Genomic DNA, 21,065 nt, shown 5'->3' with positions numbered 1-21,065 from the left:
TCACGGATCTTGTGGCGGGCTCGTGCAGACTGGCCGAATGCGCACCGAACTCGTCTCGGAGCCCGGCGACCCTCTCCGCCCCAACGAGGACTTCGCGTCGGTGGCCCTGCCCGCGGGGGGACAGGGCGGCGCCCTCGTCGTCCTCGACGGCGTGACCCCGCCGCCCGACGGCTACGGCTGTCGACATCCAGTCGCATGGTTCACTTCCCGCCTCGGCGGCACCCTGACCGAACTGTCCGTTTCGGAGCGGGATTCGCCGTTGCCCGACGTGCTTTCACAGGCCATTTCCAGTACCGCCCGGGCCCACGCCCAAACCTGTGACCTTTCTCACCCACGAACCCCGCAGGCCACAGTGGCTCTCGCCCGCTGGTCGTCGACGGCCGTGGAGTACCTGGTGTTGTCGGACTCGGCCCTGCTGTTCGAACGACCGGACGGCACGGTGACGGCCGTACTGGACGACCGTCTGTCCCTGCTGCCGAGGGCCGCCCTGGCCACGGCCGCGAGCGTCGACTCGACCCTCCGCAACAGGGAGGGCGGCTTCTGGACGGCGGCCGCCGATCCCGCCGTGGCCGCACGGGCGGTGACGGGAACCGTCCCCCGCGAGGAGGTCCGTTCGCTGGTCGCGCTGACGGACGGCGCGAGCCGCTGGGTGGAGATGTTCCGCGAGGGCGGCTGGCCGGACTGCCTCACCTTCGTGCGGAAGGCGGGGGCGCACGGCCTGGTGCAGCGGGTGCGGGAGCTCGAAGTCACGGACGCGGAACGCGATTTCCTGGGGCGCGGCAAGAGGCACGACGACGCGAGCGTGGTGTTCGTGGAGTTGTGAGGGCCTTTCCGGCGCTCAGCTCTCCACGCCTCGGTTCAGCTGGTGCAGCAACTGTGCCAGCTGGGCCACCTCGTCCCGGTCCCACCCCGCGAGCTGCCGTACGTACGCGACCCGGCGGGCGTCCCGGACCGCCCGGAAGCGGGCCCGGCCCTCCTCCGTGAGATGGACGAGCCAGGCGCGGCCGTCGGCGGGGTCGGGTTCGCGGGCGATGAGGCCGAGGTGTTCCAGGGCGCGGAGTTGACGCGACATGGTGGCCTTGCCGACGCCGATGTAGGCGGCGAGTTCGGTGGCGCGGAGGCGGCTGGCCTCGTCGAGGCGGGCCAGCAGCCCGTAGGCGGCGGACTCCAGGTCGGGGTGGACGGCACGGGCCATCTCCCCGGACTTGGCGCGGGCCCGCCGCAGCAGGACCGTCAACTCCCGTTCCAGCGCCAGGAACGCCTGGTCCATACCGCTCGTCGGCATGCCGGACCCGGCACCACCGCCGTCGCCGTTTCCGCCCTCGTCGTGCACGTCAGCGCTCCTGATTCCGTTCCGGGTTCCTGAATATTTCCGCCAGGGCCGCCGTGGCAGGCAGCGCCGTTCAGTATTTCGCAGCCACGGGCCGACACGGACCGCCTCACTCTCGCGGGCGCTTCCGCAGGTGTGCCGACTGCCGGCTCCTCGGCACGCACGCCGGCCGGCTTGTCGGCACGCACGCCGGCCGGCTTGTCGGCACGCGTGCCCGTCGGCTTGTCGGCACGCGTGCCCGTCGGCCCATGGGAAAGGCCCGGGTCTCCCTCACGGGGGACCCGGGCCTTCACCCGTCCGGCGGGTGTCCGTCACACCACCACCGGAGTCTGGGGCGCCACACGAAGGCCGGGCGGGGGTCGGGCTGGGGTCGGGCGGCCGACGCAGCCTGGCGAACCACCGCCCGGGTCCGCTGCGGGTCCGGTGGGGGTCCGCTGCGGGTCCGGTGGGGGTCCGATGCGGGTCCGGTGGGGGTCCGCTGCGGGTCCGGTGGGGGTCCGCTGCGGGTCCGGTGGGGGCTGGTCGCGCAGTTCCCCGCGCCCCTGAAAAGCAGGGGCTGCGCCCCGCAGCTTTTCGACCCGCAGACCCATCACCCTCGGGCCCGCAGGACTGGTCACCTTTCAGACCCGCAGGCCTGGTCACCTTCAGACCCGCAGGCGCGGTCGCCTCTCAGACCCGCAGGCGCGGTCGCCTCTCAGGCGCGCAGGCCCGGTCACCTTCAGACCCGCAGGGTCCGTCGCTCTCAGACCCGCAGGGCCATGGGCTTCAGACCCGCAGGGGCCTGGTCTTTCAGGGGCGCGGGGAACTGCGCGACCAGCCCCCACCGGACCCGCACCCGCCCACGTACCGGACCGCCGTCCGACCGACCGGCCCCGGAGAGCCGCCTCCGGGACGGCGTTCCCCGGGCCGACGAAGCCCGGGGAACGCCGCCCCGGCGATCACGCGGCCACCGGCACCTCCACCCCCGCCCGCGCCGGGGCGAGCGCCAGCTCCAACACCTGGCGGACATCGGTGACCGCGTGGACGTCGAGCTTGTCGAGAACCTCGGCGGGGACGTCGTCGAGGTCCGCCTCGTTCCGCTTCGGGATGATGACGGTCGTGACGCCGGCCCGGTGCGCGGCGAGCAGCTTCTGCTTCACACCGCCGATGGGCAGCACCCGCCCCGTCAGCGAGACCTCACCGGTCATCGCCACGTCGGTGCGGACGAGCCGGCCGGACAGGAGCGAGGCGAGGGCCGTCGTCATGGTGACGCCGGCGCTCGGGCCGTCCTTGGGGACCGCGCCCGCCGGGAAGTGGATGTGCACACCCCGGTCCTTCAGGTCCGCGACCGGCAGCTCCAGCTCCGCGCCGTGCGAGCGGAGGAAGGAGAGCGCGATCTGCGCGGACTCCTTCATCACATCGCCCAGCTGGCCGGTCAGGGTCAGCCCCGCCGCACCCGTCTCCGGGTCGGCGAGCGACGCCTCGACGTAGAGCACGTCGCCGCCCGCACCGGTGACCGCGAGCCCGGTCGCGACGCCCGGCACGGCCGTACGGCGCTCCGCCGGGTCCTGGGCCGACTCGGGCACGTGGTGCGGCCGCCCGATGAGCTCGCGCAGGTCCCCGTCGGTGACGGTGAACGGCAGCTTCCGCTGCCCCAGTTCGTGCTGGGCCGCGACCTTGCGCAGCAGCCGCGCGACCGACCGCTCCAGGTTCCGTACGCCCGCCTCGCGCGTGTACTCACCGGCGAGCCTGCGCAGCGCGCTCTCGTCGAGGACGACCTCGTCGGCGCCGAGCCCGGCCCGGTCCAGCTGCCGGGGCAGCAGGTGGTCCCGGGCGATGACGACCTTCTCGTCCTCCGTGTAGCCGTCCAGCCGGACAAGTTCCATACGGTCGAGCAGCGCCTCCGGGATCGCCTCCAGGACGTTGGCCGTGGCCAGGAAGACGACGTCGCTCAGGTCCAGCTCGACCTCCAGGTAGTGGTCCCGGAAGGTGTGGTTCTGCGCGGGGTCGAGGACTTCGAGCAGCGCGGCGGCCGGGTCGCCCCGGAAGTCGGAGCCGACCTTGTCGATCTCGTCGAGCAGGACGACGGGGTTCATGGAGCCCGCCTCCTTGATCGCCCGGACGATCCGACCGGGCAGGGCGCCCACATACGTACGCCGGTGTCCGCGGATCTCCGCCTCGTCCCGTACGCCGCCGAGCGCGACCCGGACGAACTTCCGCCCCATCGCGTGGGCCACGGACTCGCCGAGGCTGGTCTTGCCGACACCGGGCGGCCCGACGAGCGCGAGCACGGCACCGCCGCGCCGCCCGCCGACGACACCCAGCCCCCGGTCCGCACGCCGCTTGCGCACCGCGAGGTACTCGGTGATGCGCTCCTTCACGTCCTGCAGCCCGGCGTGCTCGGCGTCGAGCACCCGCTGGGCACCCCGGATGTCGTAGGAGTCCTCGGTCCGTTCGTTCCAGGGCAGTTCGAGCACAGTGTCGAGCCAGGTCCGGATCCAGCCGCCCTCGGGCGACTGGTCACTCGACCGCTCCAGCTTGTCGACCTCCTTGAGCGCGGCCTCCCGTACCGCCTCCGGCAGATCGGCGGCCTCGACGCGTGCCCGGTAGTCGTCGGACTCCTCACCGTCCTGCTCGCCGTTCAGCTCACGCAGTTCCTTGCGCACGGCTTCGAGCTGCCGCCGCAGCAGGAACTCGCGCTGCTGCTTCTCGACGCCCTCCTGGACGTCCTTGGCGATGGTCTCGGCGACGTCCTGCTCGGCAAGGTGGTCACGCAACTGCTGGGTGGCGAGCTTCAGCCGGGCGACGGGGTCGCCGGTCTCCAGGAGCTGGATCTTCTGCTCGGTGGTGAGGAACGGCGAGTACCCGGAGTTGTCGGCGAGCGCCGACACGTCGTCGATCGCCTGCACCCGGTCCACGACCTGCCAGGCAGCGCGCTTGCGCAGCCAGCTGGTGGCAAGTGCCTTGTACTCCTTGACAAGTTCGGCGACCTGCCCGGGCAGCGGATCCGACACGTTCTCGTCGACGCTCGTCCCCTCGACCCACAGGGCGGCGCCGGGCCCGGTGGTCCCGGCGCCGATCCGCACCCGGCGAACGGCGCGGATGAGCGCCCCGGGATCACCGTCGGCCAGCCGGCCGACCTGCTCGACGGTCCCGAGCACGCCCGTGCCCGCGTACGCCCCGTCGATCCGCGGCACCAGCAGCACCTTCGGCTTCCCCGGCTCCGCGCGCGCCGCCGCCTGCGCGGCCTCTACCGCGGCCCGAACATCCGTGTCATTGAGGTCCAGCGGCACCACCATTCCCGGCAGCACGACCTCTTCGTCGAGCGGCAGCACGGGCAGGGTGAGCGGTGAGGACGTCGATGCCATGATCTCTCCCTAGGCAGTCAAGTTGAGCTATGCCGACTCAATGCACGTGAGCCGAGGAATGTTCCCCAAGGGACGGGCCGTTCGCTGTGGGCGATCAACCGCCGCCCAAGCGCACACTCCCACCGAAGACCCCGAGGGCCGCAACGCGCGGCCGGAGCACCGGAATCAGGGCTGCCCTGATCAGGGCACACCGCACCACGGCCGGATTCGCCGCGGCCCGCGGCGCACCGAGACCCGACAGCCGATCCCCTCCTTCCTCGCACCTCCTCGCACCTCCTCGCGCCTCCTCGCGCGAGGAGGCGCGAGGAAGGCCGGCACAGGCGCTTGCCGCCCTGGGCTTCTCCGTCTCCCCGCCTGCCCTCCGGGCGGGGTGGACGGCCGGCCAACCCCTCGGCGGGGGTCTCACCCACCCCGACCCCTGTAATAGTCTTTAAGTAATCTCATCCATTACACACACAGGGGTTGCGGTGGACGGAATCGTGCGGGCCTGGATCGACGGATGGGTCGTGTCGCGCGGTGCCGCGCCCCCGGCGGTCGAGCCGTGGGGGTGCACGATCGACATGGGCATGGCCCAGCACGTCACCCGCCACGTCTTCGCGGCGACGAACGACGAGGTCGAGGAGGCGACGGTCCGGAAGGTCGCGGACGCCGTCACCGGAGCCGGGACCTGGCTCAAGGTCTTCGCGGAATCGTCGAGGGTCGGCCCCTGGCTGGGTGAGGGCTGGTGGGTCGACCCGGAACCGGGCTGTCTGATGTCCGTGCGGCTCAGGACGCACGAGACCCCGGCCCCCGCCCCCGACGGCTATCGGCTCCGCACCTGGACGTTGGGTGGCGTGACCCGGGTGATGGTCGCCGCGCCGGACGGCTCCTGGGCCGCGCGCGGCCAGATCGCCCCGACCGGAACGACCGCGGTCGTCGACCAGATAGAGACGTCCCCGGACCACCGCCGCCGCGGCCTCGGCACGGTCGTCATGCGCACCCTCACCCGTGCCGCGCTCGAACAGGGCGCCGAGGTGGGGGTGCTGGGCGGAACGCCGGACGGGCGGGCGCTGTACGAGTCCCTGGGGTGGAGGGTGGAGGCGCCGCTGACGAGCGCGAAGTTCACCGTGTCTCCTTCGAGGATGCCCTGGCCTTCAGGCCGGGGAGGAATCGAAGCTCCCGCGTAGCGGGGCAGGGGGCGGGGTTTCGCCGTCAGGGCGAAAGGCCGTGCCTGTACGGCAAGTTGCCCTCCGATAATCCACCGCAATAGCGTGTTATGTGTGAAGATTGTCGCGCAGGTGAAGTTGTTGCCTGCGTCCGCTCATGACGCGGACGCACTGGCAGCGACCCTGCGCGCCTGCAACCGGGCCGCGAACGCGGCGTCCGAGGTGGCGTTCGCGAGGGACCTGAAGCGCCGGAACGGGTTGCAGGATGCCGTGTACCACCGCATCAAGGCCGACTTTGATCTCGGGGCGCAGGCTGCCGTACGCACCGTCAAGAAGGTGTGTGATGCGTACGCCACGCTCAAGGCGAACCTGCGGGCCGGGAACTACGGCCCCGAGGGATCCAAGCGCCGGGCCAAGGTGGAGGCGAAGCCGATCCGTTTCCGGGAGGGTGCGGCGCAGCCGTACGACGACCGCATCCTGACCTGGAACCTGGACGCCCGGACCGTGTCCGTCTGGACGGTTGCCGGGCGGATCAAGGGCATCCCGTTCGTGTGCGCGCCCGGGGCGATGCGCCTGCTGGCCTCCCGCAAGGGAGAATCCGACCTGGTGATGCGGGACGGCATGTTCTTCCTGGTCGCCACCATCGACGCCGCCGAACCCGAGGCGTACGAGCCTGACGGTTTCCTCGGGGTGGATCTCGGCATCGTCAACATCGCCACCACCTCCGACGGCGAGATCATGGCCGGACGTCAGGTCAACCGGTACCGGCAGCGCAAGCGTGACCTGCGCACCAGGCTCCAGAAGAAGCGCACCAAGAGCACGGCCCGGGTCCTCAAGCGCCAGCGGCGCAAGGAATCCCGGTACGCCACCCAGCGCAACCACATCATCGCCAAGAAGCTCGTCGCCACCGCTGAACGCACCTCCCGGGGCATCGGACTGGAAGACCTGTCCGGTATCCGCCAGAGGGTTACGGCCAGGAAAGACCAGCGGGCACGACTGCACTCCTGGGCGTTCGCCCAGCTCGGCGCGTTCGTCGAGTACAAAGCCAAGCGGGCAGGTGTGCCCGTGGTCCATGTGGACCCGCGCAACACCTCCCGCCAGTGCTCCGAGTGCTGGCACACGCACCGGACCAACCGGACCGGCCAAGCCCGGTTCGCGTGCAGATCCTGCGGGATCGTCCTGCACGCGGACCACAACGGCTCCCGCAACATCGCCCACCGGGCCGATGCCGCGTGGAAGCGGGGCGCAGTCAACCGCCCCAGTACCGCCTAGCGGTACCGGACGCAGGGAACCACAGTGGGGCATCACGTCTCACTCTGCCTGCAAGCCCGGCCCTTCAGGGCCAGGTAGTTGACGGCCCTCGGCGACACGGCACGGCCCAGCGCCACTCGCTCCGGCCCGGGTCCTTCGCGTCCAACTTCCGCTCGGGGTCGCCGGCCCGCGTCAATCCGGAGCGGCCTCCGTACTCCCGGAGATCGCCGCGAAGGCCGCCGTGCTCGTCGCCGGCTACGGGGCCCTCGACGCGTCCCTGCTCGCCGCGGCCCTCGGACGGGCGTGAGCCGAGGTCCGACCACCCTTCGAACTGCCGCGTCCCATGGCGGAGGTGAAGGCGTCCCGCCCTGATGGGCCCGACGACACCGAGAACCCGGTCTTCCCGCACGGCCACGGCCCGGCGCCCCTATCCCGCTCCGCCCGCGCCCTGATCACGCCAAGTCGTCGCCGGGGCACCGTAATTCGGCAGCCCCCCACACCACGGACACGTAAAGATGGGCGGATGCCCATCATCGACGAACCCGAGGTCGACGCACCCGAAGTCATCGACCGGCGCGAGGGTCCCTACGGCGAGGTCGTGCTGCGGCGGCACGGAAAGCTGCTGCAGATCATCGCCAACGGGTGCTTCCTGATGGACACCTCGGACGGACGCTCGGAACGGCTGCTGGTCGACGCCGCCCTCGACGCCCTGACCGGCCGTTCTCGGCCAAGTGTGCTGATCGGGGGTCTGGGTGTCGGCTTCTCGCTCGCACACGCCGCCGCGGATCCACGCTGGGGGGCGATCACGGTTGTCGAACGCGAACCCTCCGTCATCGAGTGGCACCGCGCGGGTCCGCTGGCAGAGGTGTCCGCGGAAGCGCTCGCGGACCCCCGTACGGACATCGTGGAAGCCGATCTCGTCGCGTACGTCAATGAGACATCCGCCACGTTCGACGCGCTCTGCCTGGACATCGACAACGGGCCCGGCTGGACCGTCTCCGAGGCCAACCAAAACCTGTACTCACCAGCTGGATTGGCAAGCTGTGCAAGGGTGTTGAGACCTGGTGGGGTGCTTGCCGTGTGGTCGGCGCAGCCTTCTGCGGAATTCGAGGAAACCTTGCGGAATGCCGGATTCCAACAGGTGCGTACCGAAGAGATCATGGTTGCCCGAGGAGTTCCGGACGTGGTGCACCTTGCGATCCGACCTGGATAGCCGTGGTGCGGTGACTGCCCGTACCCTGCTTTCCTGGCGCCGATCATTCAAGCGTCAATCGCAGTCATGCGCAGCCGTGCGTAGTCAAGGGATCACCCCACGGATTCCGGAAAGCAACACAGGGGCGGGCGATGGAGCAGACACACACCACCCACAGCAGCACCACAGCGACGCCGGGCGCACAGCGCCGGGTGCTCGTGGTCGAGGACGACCCGACGATCGTCGACGCCATCGCGGCCCGCCTGCGCGCCGAGGGCTTCGTCGTGCAGACCGCGACCGACGGGCCGGCCGCGGTCGACACCGCGGAGGCCTGGCAGCCCGACCTGCTGATCCTCGACATCATGCTGCCCGGCTTCGACGGCCTGGAGGTGTGCAGGCGCGTCCAGGCCCAGCGGCCCGTCCCCGTGCTGATGCTCACCGCCCGGGACGACGAGACGGACATGCTGGTCGGGCTCGGCGTCGGTGCCGACGACTACATGACCAAGCCGTTCTCCATGCGTGAGCTGGCCGCCCGCGTGCACGTCCTGCTGCGCCGGGTGGAGCGGGCCGCGCTGGCCGCCACCACACCTCGCTCGGGCATCCTGCGCCTCGGCGAGCTGGAGATCGACCACGCGCAGCGCCGTGTCCGGGTGCGCAGCGAGGACGTACACCTCACGCCCACCGAGTTCGACCTCCTCGTATGTCTCGCGAACACCCCGCGTGCCGTACTCTCGCGCGAACAACTGCTCGCCGAGGTGTGGGACTGGGCGGACGCGTCCGGGACGCGGACCGTGGACAGCCACATCAAGGCGCTGCGGCGGAAGATCGGCGCGGAGCGGATCCGCACGGTGCACGGTGTGGGGTACGCCCTGGAGACCCCGACCCCCTGAAGCCGTGCTCACACCGTGTGCGCAGGGCATACGCAGGCACGTAGGGACAGAGGGCTGGTGGCGTCATGAGCGGAGTCGGTGACCCGAGGTCGCGGAATCTCGGAGGCGCGCAGTCGCGGAAGGGCGCGGGACCGCTCAGCGGCCTGCGTCCCTTCTCGATCAAGACGAAGCTCGGCGCGCTCGTCGTCATCTCGGTCCTGATCACGACCGGTCTGTCGATGATCGCGGTGCACACCAAGACGGAGCTGCGCTTCATCACGGTGTTCTCGATGATCGCCACGCTCTTGATTACGCAGTTCGTGGCGCATTCGCTCACCGCCCCCCTGGACGAGATGAACGCGGTCGCCCGGTCGATCTCGCGCGGCGACTACACCCGCCGGGTCAGCGAGAACCGCCGGGACGAGCTGGGCGACCTCGCGCACACGATCAACCTCATGGCCGACGAGCTGGAGGCCCAGGACCGCCAGCGCAAGGAACTCGTGGCGAACGTCTCCCACGAGCTCCGCACGCCCATCGCCGGCCTCCGTGCGGTCCTGGAGAACATCGTCGACGGTGTCACCCAGGCCGACCCCGAGACGATGCGTACGGCCCTGAAGCAGACGGAACGCCTGGGCCGCCTGGTGGAGACCCTGCTCGACCTCTCGCGCCTGGACAACGGCGTGGTCCCGCTGCGGCGCCGCCGCTTCGAGGTCTGGCCGTACCTCTCGGGCGTCCTCAAGGAGGCCCAGATGGTCTCCTCGGCCCGCGGCGGCATCACCTCCGGCTCCGGCAACCACACCCGCACGGACGTCCACCTGCACCTGGACGTCCACCCTCCGGAGCTCACCGCGAACGCGGACCCGGAGCGCATCCACCAGGTCGTCGCCAACCTCATCGACAACGCGGTCAAGCACAGCCCGGCGCACGGCCGAGTCACGGTGAAGGCCCGCCGCGGCCTCACCCCCGAGTCCCTCGACCTCGAAGTCCTCGACGAGGGTCCCGGCATCCCCGAATCCGAATGGCACCGCGTCTTCGAACGCTTCAACCGCGGCGCCGTCAGCTCCCCCCACGGCCCCGGCAGCGACGGCGGCACAGGCCTGGGGCTCGCGATCGCCCGCTGGGCGGTGGACCTCCACGGCGGCCGCATCGGCGTCGCCGAGTCCCCGAAGGGCTGCCGCATCCAGGTGCTCCTGCCGGGGGTGCCCGCACAGAACGGCCAGCGCCCGGCCCAGGTCTGACACCACGTCCGAGGCGAAGCGAGCCTGTCACCTCACGGCCAACCCGCAGGCCCCTGAGGCGCCGGACAACGCAAACCCTGGGAACGGCAGACAACCCACCCGCAAGCCTCGCCAAACCGCAGCCCACCACAACCTCTCGAAGCCACGACCCGAGACTGACTTCGAGGGCCTGGGCAACCAAAGGCTTTCTCGGGGCAACGGGCGAAGACAGGCTTCCTCGGGGCCACCGCCGAGGACGGGCTTCCAGGGCCTGGGCAACCGCAGGCTCTCTCGGGACCACGGGGGAGGAGGGGCTTCCAGGGCCCTGGGCAACCGCAGGCTCTCTCGGGACCACGGCCGGGGACGGGCTTTCGGGGCCGCGGGCAACCGCAGGCTTTTCAGGGGCGCGGGGAACTGCGCGAGCAACCACACACGCCCCGCACCCGACCACCCACCCACGCGCCAGGGGGTCTGGGGGCGCAGCCCCCAGGGACAGGATGGGACGGGTAGGGGCGGCGGGGGCGGAAAAATCCCGCAATACCCAGATCACGCATGGCTGAATCCCCCCACCATTGCCGAATATCGCTCATCCTCTCGGGGCTTACTTCTCTGCCAAGTTGACGTAAAGTTCGAAGCGGAGCCACAAGATCCACGCCAGTTCCGCACAGCCGGACACGTGTGATCAGGTGCGTTCAGGCAGAGGGCCGCGAGCACATACCCGCAGGCCCCACCCGACGCATGCCCGGCACCCGCACCTCACACCCATTCCGGACCGGAACCACGCTTGTTTCCCGCCATTTCCACCCCCGAAACACACTTTCCGATGTGACTTACGCGACGAAGAGCGGACCCGGCCTGACCTTCCCGGCCACGGGGGCGTAGCCTTGATTCCCGCTGTCCATCACCTTGTGAAGCGGAAGAGGGCGGTTGCCGCCGTGTCGCCACAGTCCCCCAGTAACTCGAGCATCTCGACCGACGCAGACCAAGCGGGTAAGAACCCCGCCGCGGCCTTCGGTCCGAACGAGTGGCTCGTCGACGAGATCTATCAGCAGTACCTCCAGGACCCGAACTCGGTAGACCGAGCCTGGTGGGACTTCTTCGCCGACTACAAGCCAGGCGCAGCTGCCGCCTCGGCTCCGGCGAGCACTGCGGCCGCGGGAGCCGCAGCGACCACCACACCCGCGGCACCCGCCGCGCCGGCCCAGGCCGCACCCGCCGCCCCGGCCGCGCCCGCCCCCGCTGCCCCGAAGCCCGTCGCCGCCGCTCCGGCCCCGGCCCCCGCGAAGCCCGCGGCCGCCGCGCCCGCCAAGCCGGCGGCTGCCGCCCCGGCGAAGCAGGCCGCGCCCGTCGCTGCCGCCGCCGGGGGCCCGGAGCTGATCACGCTGCGCGGCCCCGCCGCCGCGGTCGCGAAGAACATGAACGCCTCCCTGGAACTGCCCACGGCCACGTCCGTGCGCGCCGTCCCGGTGAAGCTGCTGTTCGACAACCGCATCGTCATCAACAACCACCTGAAGCGCGCCCGGGGCGGGAAGATCTCCTTCACGCACCTGATCGGCTACGCGATGGTGCAGGCCATCAAGGCCATGCCGTCGATGAACTGGCACTACGCGGAGAAGGACGGGAAGCCCACCCTCGTCAAGCCGCCGCACGTCAACTTCGGCCTCGCCATCGACCTGGTGAAGCCCAACGGCGACCGTCAGCTGGTCGTCGCGGGCATCAAGAAGGCCGAGACGCTGAACTTCTTCGAGTTCTGGCAGGCCTACGAGGACATCGTCCGCCGCGCCCGCGACGGCAAGCTGACGATGGACGACTTCACCGGTGTCACGGTCTCCCTGACCAACCCCGGCGGCCTCGGCACCGTCCACTCCGTGCCGCGTCTGATGCCCGGTCAGTCGGTCATCATGGGCGTCGGCTCGATGGACTACCCGGCCGAGTTCCAGGGCACCAGCCAGGACACCCTGAACAAGCTCGGCATCGCGAAGGTCATGACGCTCACGTCGACCTACGACCACCGGGTCATCCAGGGCGCCGCCTCCGGCGAGTTCCTGCGCGTCGTCGCCAACTCCCTCCTCGGGGAGAACGGCTTCTACGACGAGATCTTCGAGGCGCTGCGCATCCCCTACGAGCCGGTCCGCTGGCTCAAGGACATCGACGCCAGCCACGACGACGACGTCACCAAGGCCGCGCGCGTCTTCGAGCTGATCCACTCCTACCGGGTCCGCGGCCACGTCATGGCCGACACCGACCCGCTGGAGTACCGCCAGCGCAAGCACCCCGACCTCGACATCACCGAGCACGGGCTCACCCTGTGGGACCTGGAGCGCGAGTTCGCGGTCGGCGGTTTCGCGGGCAAGTCCCTGATGAAGCTCCGCGACATTCTCGGCGTCCTGCGTGACTCGTACTGCCGTACGACCGGCGTCGAGTTCATGCACATCCAGGACCCGAAGCAGCGCCGCTGGATCCAGGACCGCATCGAGCGCCCACACACCAAGCCGGAGCGCGAGGAGCAGCTGCGCATCCTGCGCCGGCTGAACGCGGCCGAGGCCTTCGAGACCTTCCTGCAGACGAAGTACGTCGGCCAGAAGCGCTTCTCACTCGAAGGCGGCGAGTCGGTCATCCCGCTGCTCGACGCGGTCATCGACTCGGCGGCGGAGTCCCGTCTCGACGAGGTCGTCATCGGCATGGCCCACCGCGGCCGGCTGAACGTCCTGGCGAACATCGTCGGCAAGTCGTACGCCCAGATCTTCCGCGAGTTCGAGGGCAACCTCGACCCGAAGTCGATGCACGGCTCCGGCGACGTGAAGTACCACCTGGGTGCCGAGGGCACCTTCACGGGCCTCGACGGCGAGCAGATCAAGGTCAGCCTGGTCGCGAACCCCTCGCACCTGGAAGCCGTGGACCCGATCGTCGAAGGTGTCTCCCGCGCCAAGCAGGACATCATCAACAAGGGCGGCACGGACTTCACGGTCCTGCCGGTGGCCCTGCACGGCGACGCGGCCTTCGCGGGCCAGGGCGTGGTGGCCGAGACCCTGAACATGTCGCAGCTGCGCGGCTACCGCACCGGCGGCACGGTCCACATCGTCATCAACAACCAGGTCGGCTTCACGGCCGCCCCGGAGTCCTCGCGTTCCTCGATGTACGCCACGGACGTGGCGCGCATGATCGAGGCCCCGATCTTCCACGTGAACGGCGACGACCCGGAGGCCGTGGTCCGCGTCGCGCGGCTGGCGTTCGAGTTCCGCCAGGCGTTCAACAAGGACGTGGTGATCGACCTCATCTGCTACCGCCGCCGCGGTCACAACGAGTCGGACAACCCGGCCTTCACCCAGCCGCTGATGTACGACCTGATCGACAAGAAGCGCTCGGTGCGCAAGCTGTACACCGAGTCCCTCATCGGTCGCGGCGACATCACCCTGGAAGAGGCCGAGCAGGCCCTGCAGGACTACCAGGGCCAGCTGGAGAAGGTCTTCACGGAGGTCCGCGAGGCCACCTCGCAGCCGGTCTCCGGCGAGGTCCACGACCCGCAGGACGGCTTCCCGGTCGCGGTGAACACCGCGATCACGGCGGAGACCGTCAAGCGCATCGCCGCGTCCCAGGTCAACGTCCCGGACCACATCACCGCCCACCCGCGTCTGCTGCCGCAGCTGCAGCGCCGGGCGGCCATGGTCGAGGACGGCACGATCGACTGGGGCATGGGCGAGACCCTCGCGATCGGCTCTCTCCTCCTGGAGGGCACCCCGGTCCGCCTGGCCGGCCAGGACTCGCAGCGCGGCACCTTCGGCCAGCGTCACGCGGTGATCATCGACCGTGAGACGGGCGAGGAGTTCACGCCGCTGATGTACCTCTCCGAGGACCAGGCGCGGCTGAACGTCTACAACTCCCTGCTCTCCGAGTACGCGGCGATGGGCTTCGAGTACGGCTACTCGCTCGCCCGTCCCGAGTCCCTGGTGATGTGGGAGGCCCAGTTCGGCGACTTCGTCAACGGCGCCCAGACGGTCGTGGACGAGTTCATCTCGTCGGCGGAGCAGAAGTGGGGCCAGACGTCCGGCGTCACCCTGCTGCTCCCGCACGGCTACGAGGGCCAGGGCCCGGACCACTCGTCCGCCCGCCCGGAGCGCTTCCTCCAGATGTGCGCCCAGAACAACATGACGGTCGCGATGCCGACCTCGCCGTCGAACTACTTCCACCTCCTGCGGTGGCAGGTGCACAACCCGCACCACAAGCCGCTGGTCGTCTTCACCCCGAAATCGATGCTGCGCCTCAAGGCCGCTGCGTCGAAGGCGGAGGAGTTCACGAGCGGCGAGTTCCGCCCGGTCATCGGCGACGGCTCGGTCGACCCGAACGCGGTCAAGAAGGTCGTCTTCTGCGCCGGCAAGGTCTACTACGACCTGGAGGCCGAGCGTCAGAAGCGCGGCGTCACGGACACGGCGATCATCCGCATCGAGCGCCTCTACCCGCTGCCGGGTGCCGAGGTCCAGGCCGAGGTCAACAAGTACCCGAACGCCGAGAAATACCTCTGGGTCCAGGAGGAGCCGGCGAACCAGGGCGCCTGGCCCTTCATCGCCCTCAACCTGATCGACCACCTCGACCTCGCGGTCGGCGCGGACGTCCCGCACGGCGAGCGCCTGCGCCGCATCTCCCGCCCGCACGGCTCGTCGCCGGCGGTGGGTTCGGCCAAGCGGCACCAGGCCGAGCAGGAGCAGTTGGTGCGTGAGGTGTTCGAGGCCTGACGGCCCTCGAAGTCCGTACGCAACCGGGCCGCACCCCCTCTCCGGGGGTGCGGCCCGGCCGTTTCGGCGCACTTATCCTTGACCCATGTACTTCACGGACCGTGGCATCGAGGAACTGGAGAAGCGGCGCGGCGAGGAGGAGGTCTCCTTCGAGTGGCTCGCCGAGCAGTTGCGGACGTTCGTCGATCTGAACCCGGACTTCGAGGTGCCGGTGGAGCGGCTGGCGACGTGGCTGGCGCGGCTGGACGACGAGGACGAGGACGAGTAACCGACCCGGGAGGCCTTCTCCGGATCCCCGAGGGGCCGTGGCGGTCAGTCGCGGGGGTGGGCCAGGTCGTACAGCAGGCCGAGGGTGCCGTGGGCGATCAGGAGGCTGCCGGAGACCAGCCAGCCCGCGCTTCGGCGGTGCAGGCCCCAGGCCGTGAGCGGTAGGCCGGCGAGGAGTTGGGCGGTGGCCAGCGCGCGGGCTCTGGGGGTGCCGGCCCAGGGGAGCCAGGGGCCGAGGCGGCCGCGTTCGAGGGCGTCGAGTTCCGTACGGACGGCCCCGCGCCAGCCGGTCCACTCGATGCGCTGGACGCCGGGCTGGACGCGGGCGACCTCGCGGAGGCGGTCGGCGGGTTCGCCCGGGGTGAGGCCGGCGGGGAGCGTCATTCCCGCGCGGGTGAGGACGGCGAGGAGGCCCAGCAGCCTGGCGCGGGCGTCCGCCGCCGGGTCGGGCCTCGTGAGGCCGTCCAGCGACTGCGCGTCGAGGACCGGGTCCAGGCCCAGACGGGCGGCGAACGTGCGCATCGCCTCGTCCTCGCCGGCCGGCGTGCCGTTCGCCAGCCATACGTAGCCGACGGTGCGGCGGAATCCCGCGGCGAGGGTGTAGCCGCTGCGGTCGGCGTCCCACCAGAGGGCGAGCACGGGCCAGGGGACGCCGACGGCGAGGGCACCCGCCCAGCCGGTGAGGACGCGATCGACCGGTTCTCCGCCCTGCAGCCAGGGCTTTCCCTCGGGCACGAGCGCGGTCCACTCCGGACCGGCCGGGGTGAGCAGCATGCGCTCGCGGAGCAGTTGGGCGACCGGGGCGACGGAGTCGGGATCCGCCCGGCAGAGCAGGAGCGCGCCGGGGCCGGGCGTGGGCCGGGTGTCACGCGATCCCTGGGAGCGTTCCGTCGACATACACCCCACGCTAGGGCGATTTGCATGCATATATCCCTGCGGGATCGCCAGAACGGGTGTCTTGACTTTCCGTGACCGCGATATATCGTGAATTACGGAAACGCGATATTGCGCGTATGGCATGCATGACACGTACGGCGTGTGGTGCGTGGTGCGTGGTGCATGTGTGACGTGTGACGTGTGTTGCGTGTGTGGCGTGTTCCGTCCTGTCGGTCTGTCGAGGAGGTCAGCACCATGTCCGAGTGGTCCGTCGCCGAGCCGCGGAAGCTCACGTTCGACGATCCGGTGACGGCACTGCATGTGCGAGTCGTCAACGGAACGGTGAACGTGGTGGGCACCGACGGGGGTTCCGCCCGTCTGGAGGTGTCCGACATCGAGGGCCCGCCCCTGACGGTGACGCAGAAGGACGGCACACTGACCGTGGCCTACGACGACCTGCCCTGGAAGGGCTTCCTGAAATGGCTCGACCGGAAGGGCTGGCGTCGCAACGTCCTGGTGTCGCTCGCCGTCCCGACGGGCACCCGTGTCGAGGTGGGCGTGGTCGGCGCCACGGCCGTCGTGTCCGGGCTGGACGGGCGTACGGAAGTGAAGGGCATCTCGGGCGACACCACCCTGGTCGGCCTGTCGGGCCCGGTGCGCGCCACGACGGTCTCGGGGAACGTGGAGACGCAGGCCCTCACGGGCGACCTGCGGCTCAGTTCCGTCTCCGGCGACCTGACCGTCATGGAGGGCTCCTGCCCCAGCGTGAAGGCCGACTCGGTGAGCGGCTCCATCATCCTCGACCTCGACCCCGCGGGCGGCCCCACCGACATCGGCCTCACCAGCGTCTCCGGCGAGATCGCCATCCGCCTCCCCCACCCCACCGACGCCGAGGTCGAGGCCAACACCGCCAGCGGCACCATCTCCAACGCCTTCGAAGACCTCCGCGTCAGCGGCCCCTGGGGCGCCCACAAGGTCACCGGCCGCCTCGGCACGGGCAACGGCCGCCTCAAGGCCACGACCGTCTCCGGCTCCATCGCCCTCCTGCGCAGGCCCCCGGCGGAGGAGAGCGAACCGTGGGACGAGAAGCCGGGGAGCATGCCCGGCACACCGTCAAGCGCTCCACCGCCCCCCTCAGCCGCCGGCCGAACCGATGACGTCACCGGCCCCCCGCCCGCCGCCGGCCCGCCCGACGACGTGACCGACAATCCGTCCGCCGGCCCACCCGAGTCGTCGGACGACGCACCAGGCCACATGCCCGCGCCGACCGCCGGGACCGACAGCCGGGCCGACGACACGACCGGCCGCTCGACCGGCCGCACGACCGACAAGAAGGTGCTCTGACATGCCTCCCGTCTTCGCCCACGGACGCCTGCGGCTGTATCTGCTGAAGCTGCTGGACGAGGCGCCTCGCCACGGCTACGAGGTGATCCGGCTGCTGGAGGAACGCTTCCAGGGCCTGTACGCACCCTCGGCCGGCACCGTCTACCCCCGCCTGGCCAAGCTGGAGGCCGAGGGCCTGGTCACCCACACCACCGAGGGCGGTCGCAAGGTGTACGCGATCACGGACGCGGGCCGCGCCGAACTGGCCGACCGAAGCGGCGAGTTGGCCGACCTGGAGCTGGAGATCCGTGAGTCCGTGGTGGAGCTGGCCGCCGAGATCCGGGCCGACGTACGGGGCGCGGCGGGCGACCTGCGCCGCGAGATGCGGGCGGCTGCCTCCGAGGCCCGCAGGGGCGCCGGGACGGGCGACGGGGAGCAGGGGCCGCTCGGGGAGTTCGGGGGTTACGCCGACAACGAGTCCTGGCGCGCCGCGAAGGAGGAGATGCGCCGCGTCAAGCAGGAGTGGAAGGAACAGGCCCGCCGCGCGAAGGACGAGAGCCGACGCGCCCGCGAGGAGGCCCAGCGCGCCCGCCGCCAGGCCAAGGAGGCTCAGGACCATGCCCGCACCCAGGCCCAGGAGGAGCTGCAGCGCATCGCCAAGCGAGTCCAGGACCATGTCCAGGACCACTTCACCCGGGGCGACTGGCCGACGGGCGTACGGGAGGGTCTGACCGAACTGGCCAAGGAGTTCGGCGAGTTCGGGAAGGATTTCGGAAAGGAGTTCGGCAAGGACTTCGGTTTCGGGCGCACGGGGGCGGAGTCCGGCTCGCGAGCCACCGGCACGGAGGGGGGTTCGGACGCCGGGGCCTCGGCGGGTTCCGGCGCCGCGAGGACCGGAACCCGGGCCGGTGCCAAGGAGCCCGAGTACTCGGCCACTCCCGAGGAGTTCCCGGCCGACTACGAGCCCGCCTGGGTGCACGAGACCCCCACGGGGGATCCGGCCCGCGACCTCGACCGCCTCCTGGACCGCTTCCGCGACGACATCCGTGACGCGGCCCGCGACCACGGCGTGACCGAGGACCAACTCCGCGACGCCCGCCGCCACCTGTCGACAGCGGCGGCCCACATCGGAGTGGTGCTGCGGATGCCCAAGCGATGAGCCGAGATGGGGCGCGGCCCCGTCAGAGCCACCGCCCTGTCAGGGACGCGGGGGCAACACCGCGCGACAAGCCACGACGAACGAGCAGCCCGCGAGGCACGATCGCCCCCACTCCCACCCCGACCCCGACACCGAGTCCGCACCCCACCGTAGGAGAAGGCCCCCGCCCCACCTCCCAGCCCACTCTCACCCCGCCTTGGCCTCCCCCGCCCCATACAGAACCCGCTCCAGCGCCTCGTATGTCACCCCATGGTCCGCGAGGACCTCGGCCGGGACGCCGGGGCGGGTGGTGAGGGCGAGGAGGAGGTGTTCGTCGCCGATGTGCCGGTCGCGGTGGGCATGGGCGGTGCGGAGGGAGCGGGTGAGGACGTCCTTGGCGTCACGGGTGAAGGGGCGGTGGCCGGAGCGAATCCCCCAGCCGCTCCTGGCGCCCTTCCGGTCCGACTCCAACGCCCCCACCCCGTGGGCCTCTTCGACGCGGGAGACGATCTCCGAGAGGTCGATGCCGAGGCCGGAGAGGGCATCCACGTCGGCTCGGGAGAGGCCGCCCCGGCGCCGGGCCTCGGCGAGCGCCCGCTCCACGGAGTCCCGGCGGTCGGCCTCGGCGAGCCCCAGCGCGGCCAGGGCGAACGAGGCCCGGCTGGCCTTGCGGTCCAGCAGGGCGAGAAGGAGGTGCTCCTCGGTGACCTCCCTCGCGTGGGCGCGCTCGGCGTGGTCGACCGCGCCCAGGACCACGGCACGGGCGTCTTTCGTAAACCGTTCGAACATCAATGCCTCCCGTACTTCTTGTGCACGGCCTGCCTGCTCACTCCGAGTTCCGCGGCGATCTCCTGCCACGACCAGCCCTGATTGCGCGCGCTGCGCACCTGCACCGACTCCAACTGCTCCAGCAGCCTCCGCAGTGCGGCGACGGCCCGCAGCCCGACCCGGGGGTCACGATCGCCCGCGCGCTCGGCGAGATCCGTTGCTTCGGTCATGATGTCAACTTACGTTGACAGTCACGGTGGCGTCAACCTCAGTTGACATGACGACGGCCGGCCCGGATCTCCGGGCCGGCCGTCGTCGTCTCGAAACAGTCCGTCAGGGGTTGGTGAGCACGATCTTGCCGAACTGGTCCCCCGCTGCCAGGCGCTCGAAGCCCTCGCGGGCGCGGTCCAGGGGCAGTACCTCGTCGATGACGGGGCGGACGCCGGTCGCGGCACAGAAGGAGAGGAGGTCCTCCAGTTCGTCCTTGGTGCCCATGGTGGAGCCGACGACCTTGAGTTCGAGGAAGAAGATGCGGGTCAGTTCGGCGTGGGAGGGGCGGTCACCGCTGGTGGCACCCGAGATGACGAGGCTGCCGCCGGGGCGCAGCGACTTCACCGAGTGGGACCAGGTGGCGGCGCCGACGGTCTCGATGACCGCGTCGACGCGCTGCGGCAGCCGTGCCCCCGACTCCAGCGCCTCCACCGCGCCCAGCTCCAGGGCCCGCTTGCGCTTGGCCTCGTCCCGGCTGGTGGCGAACACCCGCAGTCCGGCCGCCTTGCCGAGCACGATCGCGGCGGTGGCGACACCACCGCCGGCGCCCTGGACGAGGACGGAGTCGCCGGGGCGTACACCTGCGTTGGTGAAGAGCATGCGGTAGGCCGTCAGCCAGGCGGTGGGCAGGCACGCGGCCTCCTCGAAGGAGAGTTCCGCCGGCTTCGGGAGCACGTTCCAGGTGGGGACGGAGACTAGCTCGGCGAAGGTGCCCTGGTAGCGCTCGGTGAGGATCGAGCGGGGTTCCTCGGGGCCGACACCGTGGCCGGTCTGGCCGATCACCGAGTGCAGGACGACCTCGTTGCCGTCCTCGTCGACACCGGCGGCGTCACAGCCGAGGATCATGGGCAGCTTGTCATCCGCGAGGCCGACCCCCCGCAGGGACCACAGGTCGTGGTGGTTCAGCGAGGCGGCCTTCACCTTCACGGTCGTCCAGCCGGGCCTCGGTCCAGGGGCCGGGAGGTCACCCAACTCCAGTCCGTTGAGCGGTTGGTCACGGTCGATGCGGGCGGCGTAGGCAGCGAACATGCGCCTGACCATAGGGCGACGCCGGGGGCGATGGAACGGAAGAGCGCTGTGACACGCGTCCCGTCCCAGTCGGCCTCGGCGCCTGACAGCTTGGGGGGCGGGTTCGTAGACGACTGCGGCCGAGTGGGGCTCCTCGCGCAGTTCTCCACGCCCGTTGACCGAGCGGGGCTCCTCGCGCAGTTCCCCACACCCCTTGACCGAGCGGGGCTCCTCGCGCAGTTCCCCACACCCCTTGACCGAGCGGGGCTCCTCGCGCAGTTCCCCACACCCCTTGACCGAGCGGGGCTCCTCGCGCAGTTCCCCACACCCCTTG

The 21,065-nt window shown here is 70.7% G+C and carries 16 protein-coding genes; 10 read left to right on the top strand and 6 right to left on the bottom strand.

Translation table 11 applies throughout. The features are described 5' to 3' along the window. The first annotated feature begins 37 nt into the window (after positions 1-37). Positions 38-823 (top strand): protein phosphatase 2C domain-containing protein, encoded by a 786-nt coding sequence (locus tag OG858_RS31070; protein WP_319068818.1) that lies wholly within the window; start codon positions 38-40, stop codon positions 821-823. A gap of 15 nt (positions 824-838) precedes the next feature. Here the strand turns inward: OG858_RS31070 and OG858_RS31065 are convergent, their stop codons facing one another. Both OG858_RS31065 and lon read right to left on the bottom strand, forming a co-directional pair. Further along, on the bottom strand, positions 839-1,333 hold the full coding sequence (locus OG858_RS31065) for a MarR family winged helix-turn-helix transcriptional regulator (protein ID WP_319068817.1): 495 nt from the start codon (positions 1,331-1,333) through the stop codon (positions 839-841). Positions 1,334-2,268: 935 nt separating this feature from the next. Beyond that, a complete protein-coding gene (gene lon / locus OG858_RS31060; protein WP_319068816.1) occupies positions 2,269-4,677 on the bottom strand; it encodes an endopeptidase La in 2,409 nt (802 codons plus the stop codon). Positions 4,678-5,144: 467 nt separating this feature from the next. On the opposite strand from lon, the gene OG858_RS31055 reads away from it, so the two are divergent. From OG858_RS31055 to OG858_RS31025, 7 genes are all read left to right on the top strand, one after another. After that, a complete protein-coding gene (locus tag OG858_RS31055) occupies positions 5,145-5,843 on the top strand; it encodes a GNAT family N-acetyltransferase (RefSeq protein WP_319068815.1) in 699 nt (232 codons plus the stop codon). Positions 5,844-5,936: 93 nt separating this feature from the next. Then, positions 5,937-7,094 (top strand): RNA-guided endonuclease InsQ/TnpB family protein, encoded by a 1,158-nt coding sequence (locus OG858_RS31050; protein ID WP_143677091.1) that lies wholly within the window; start codon positions 5,937-5,939, stop codon positions 7,092-7,094. 502 nt (positions 7,095-7,596) lie between these two features. Then, positions 7,597-8,286, top strand: coding sequence for a spermine/spermidine synthase domain-containing protein (locus OG858_RS31045; protein WP_319269553.1), 690 nt, complete (start codon positions 7,597-7,599; stop codon positions 8,284-8,286). Between the two features lie 131 nt (positions 8,287-8,417). Next, positions 8,418-9,155 (top strand): response regulator transcription factor, encoded by a 738-nt coding sequence (locus OG858_RS31040; protein ID WP_046709344.1) that lies wholly within the window; start codon positions 8,418-8,420, stop codon positions 9,153-9,155. A gap of 65 nt (positions 9,156-9,220) precedes the next feature. After that, positions 9,221-10,372: a sensor histidine kinase gene (locus tag OG858_RS31035; protein ID WP_319069630.1), complete on the top strand. Its 1,152-nt coding sequence runs from the start codon at positions 9,221-9,223 to the stop codon at positions 10,370-10,372. Positions 10,373-11,286: 914 nt separating this feature from the next. Continuing rightward, positions 11,287-15,081: a multifunctional oxoglutarate decarboxylase/oxoglutarate dehydrogenase thiamine pyrophosphate-binding subunit/dihydrolipoyllysine-residue succinyltransferase subunit gene (locus tag OG858_RS31030; protein WP_327724872.1), complete on the top strand. Its 3,795-nt coding sequence runs from the start codon at positions 11,287-11,289 to the stop codon at positions 15,079-15,081. A gap of 85 nt (positions 15,082-15,166) precedes the next feature. Then, on the top strand, positions 15,167-15,349 hold the full coding sequence (locus tag OG858_RS31025; RefSeq protein ID WP_037695221.1) for a DUF6104 family protein: 183 nt from the start codon (positions 15,167-15,169) through the stop codon (positions 15,347-15,349). 44 nt (positions 15,350-15,393) lie between these two features. Here OG858_RS31025 and OG858_RS31020 read toward each other — a convergent pair whose 3' ends face one another. Next, positions 15,394-16,245, bottom strand: a complete 852-nt coding sequence (locus OG858_RS31020) for a hypothetical protein (RefSeq protein WP_328544231.1) — start codon at positions 16,243-16,245, stop codon at positions 15,394-15,396. A gap of 234 nt (positions 16,246-16,479) precedes the next feature. Here OG858_RS31020 and OG858_RS31015 point away from each other — a divergent pair, with 234 nt between their 5' ends. Together OG858_RS31015 and OG858_RS31010 are read left to right on the top strand one after the other, a co-directional pair. Next, the gene (locus tag OG858_RS31015) at positions 16,480-17,568 is read left to right on the top strand and encodes a DUF4097 family beta strand repeat-containing protein (protein ID WP_319269803.1); all 1,089 of its coding nucleotides are present in this window, start codon (positions 16,480-16,482) and stop codon (positions 17,566-17,568) included. A 1-nt stretch (position 17,569) separates the two neighbouring features. Beyond that, positions 17,570-18,706: a PadR family transcriptional regulator gene (locus OG858_RS31010; protein WP_319066588.1), complete on the top strand. Its 1,137-nt coding sequence runs from the start codon at positions 17,570-17,572 to the stop codon at positions 18,704-18,706. Between the two features lie 186 nt (positions 18,707-18,892). Here the strand turns inward: OG858_RS31010 and OG858_RS31005 are convergent, their stop codons facing one another. From OG858_RS31005 to OG858_RS30995, 3 genes are all read right to left on the bottom strand, one after another. Beyond that, positions 18,893-19,474 carry a Clp protease N-terminal domain-containing protein gene (locus OG858_RS31005; protein WP_319066586.1) on the bottom strand — a complete coding sequence of 194 codons (582 nt, stop codon included), beginning with the start codon at positions 19,472-19,474 and terminating at the stop codon, positions 18,893-18,895. Next, positions 19,474-19,683 (bottom strand): helix-turn-helix domain-containing protein, encoded by a 210-nt coding sequence (locus OG858_RS31000; protein ID WP_007384656.1) that lies wholly within the window; start codon positions 19,681-19,683, stop codon positions 19,474-19,476. The genes OG858_RS31005 and OG858_RS31000 overlap by 1 nt, the downstream gene beginning before the upstream one ends. A gap of 103 nt (positions 19,684-19,786) precedes the next feature. Further along, the gene (locus OG858_RS30995) at positions 19,787-20,752 is read right to left on the bottom strand and encodes a zinc-binding dehydrogenase (protein WP_319269805.1); all 966 of its coding nucleotides are present in this window, start codon (positions 20,750-20,752) and stop codon (positions 19,787-19,789) included. Between the last annotated feature and the right edge of the window lie 313 nt (positions 20,753-21,065).

Source organism: Streptomyces europaeiscabiei (assembly GCF_036346855.1).
Classification (GTDB): Bacteria; Actinomycetota; Actinomycetes; order Streptomycetales; family Streptomycetaceae; genus Streptomyces; species Streptomyces europaeiscabiei.
The sequence above is the reverse complement of the archived record's forward strand: the minus strand, read 5'-3'. Positions and strand labels throughout refer to the sequence as shown.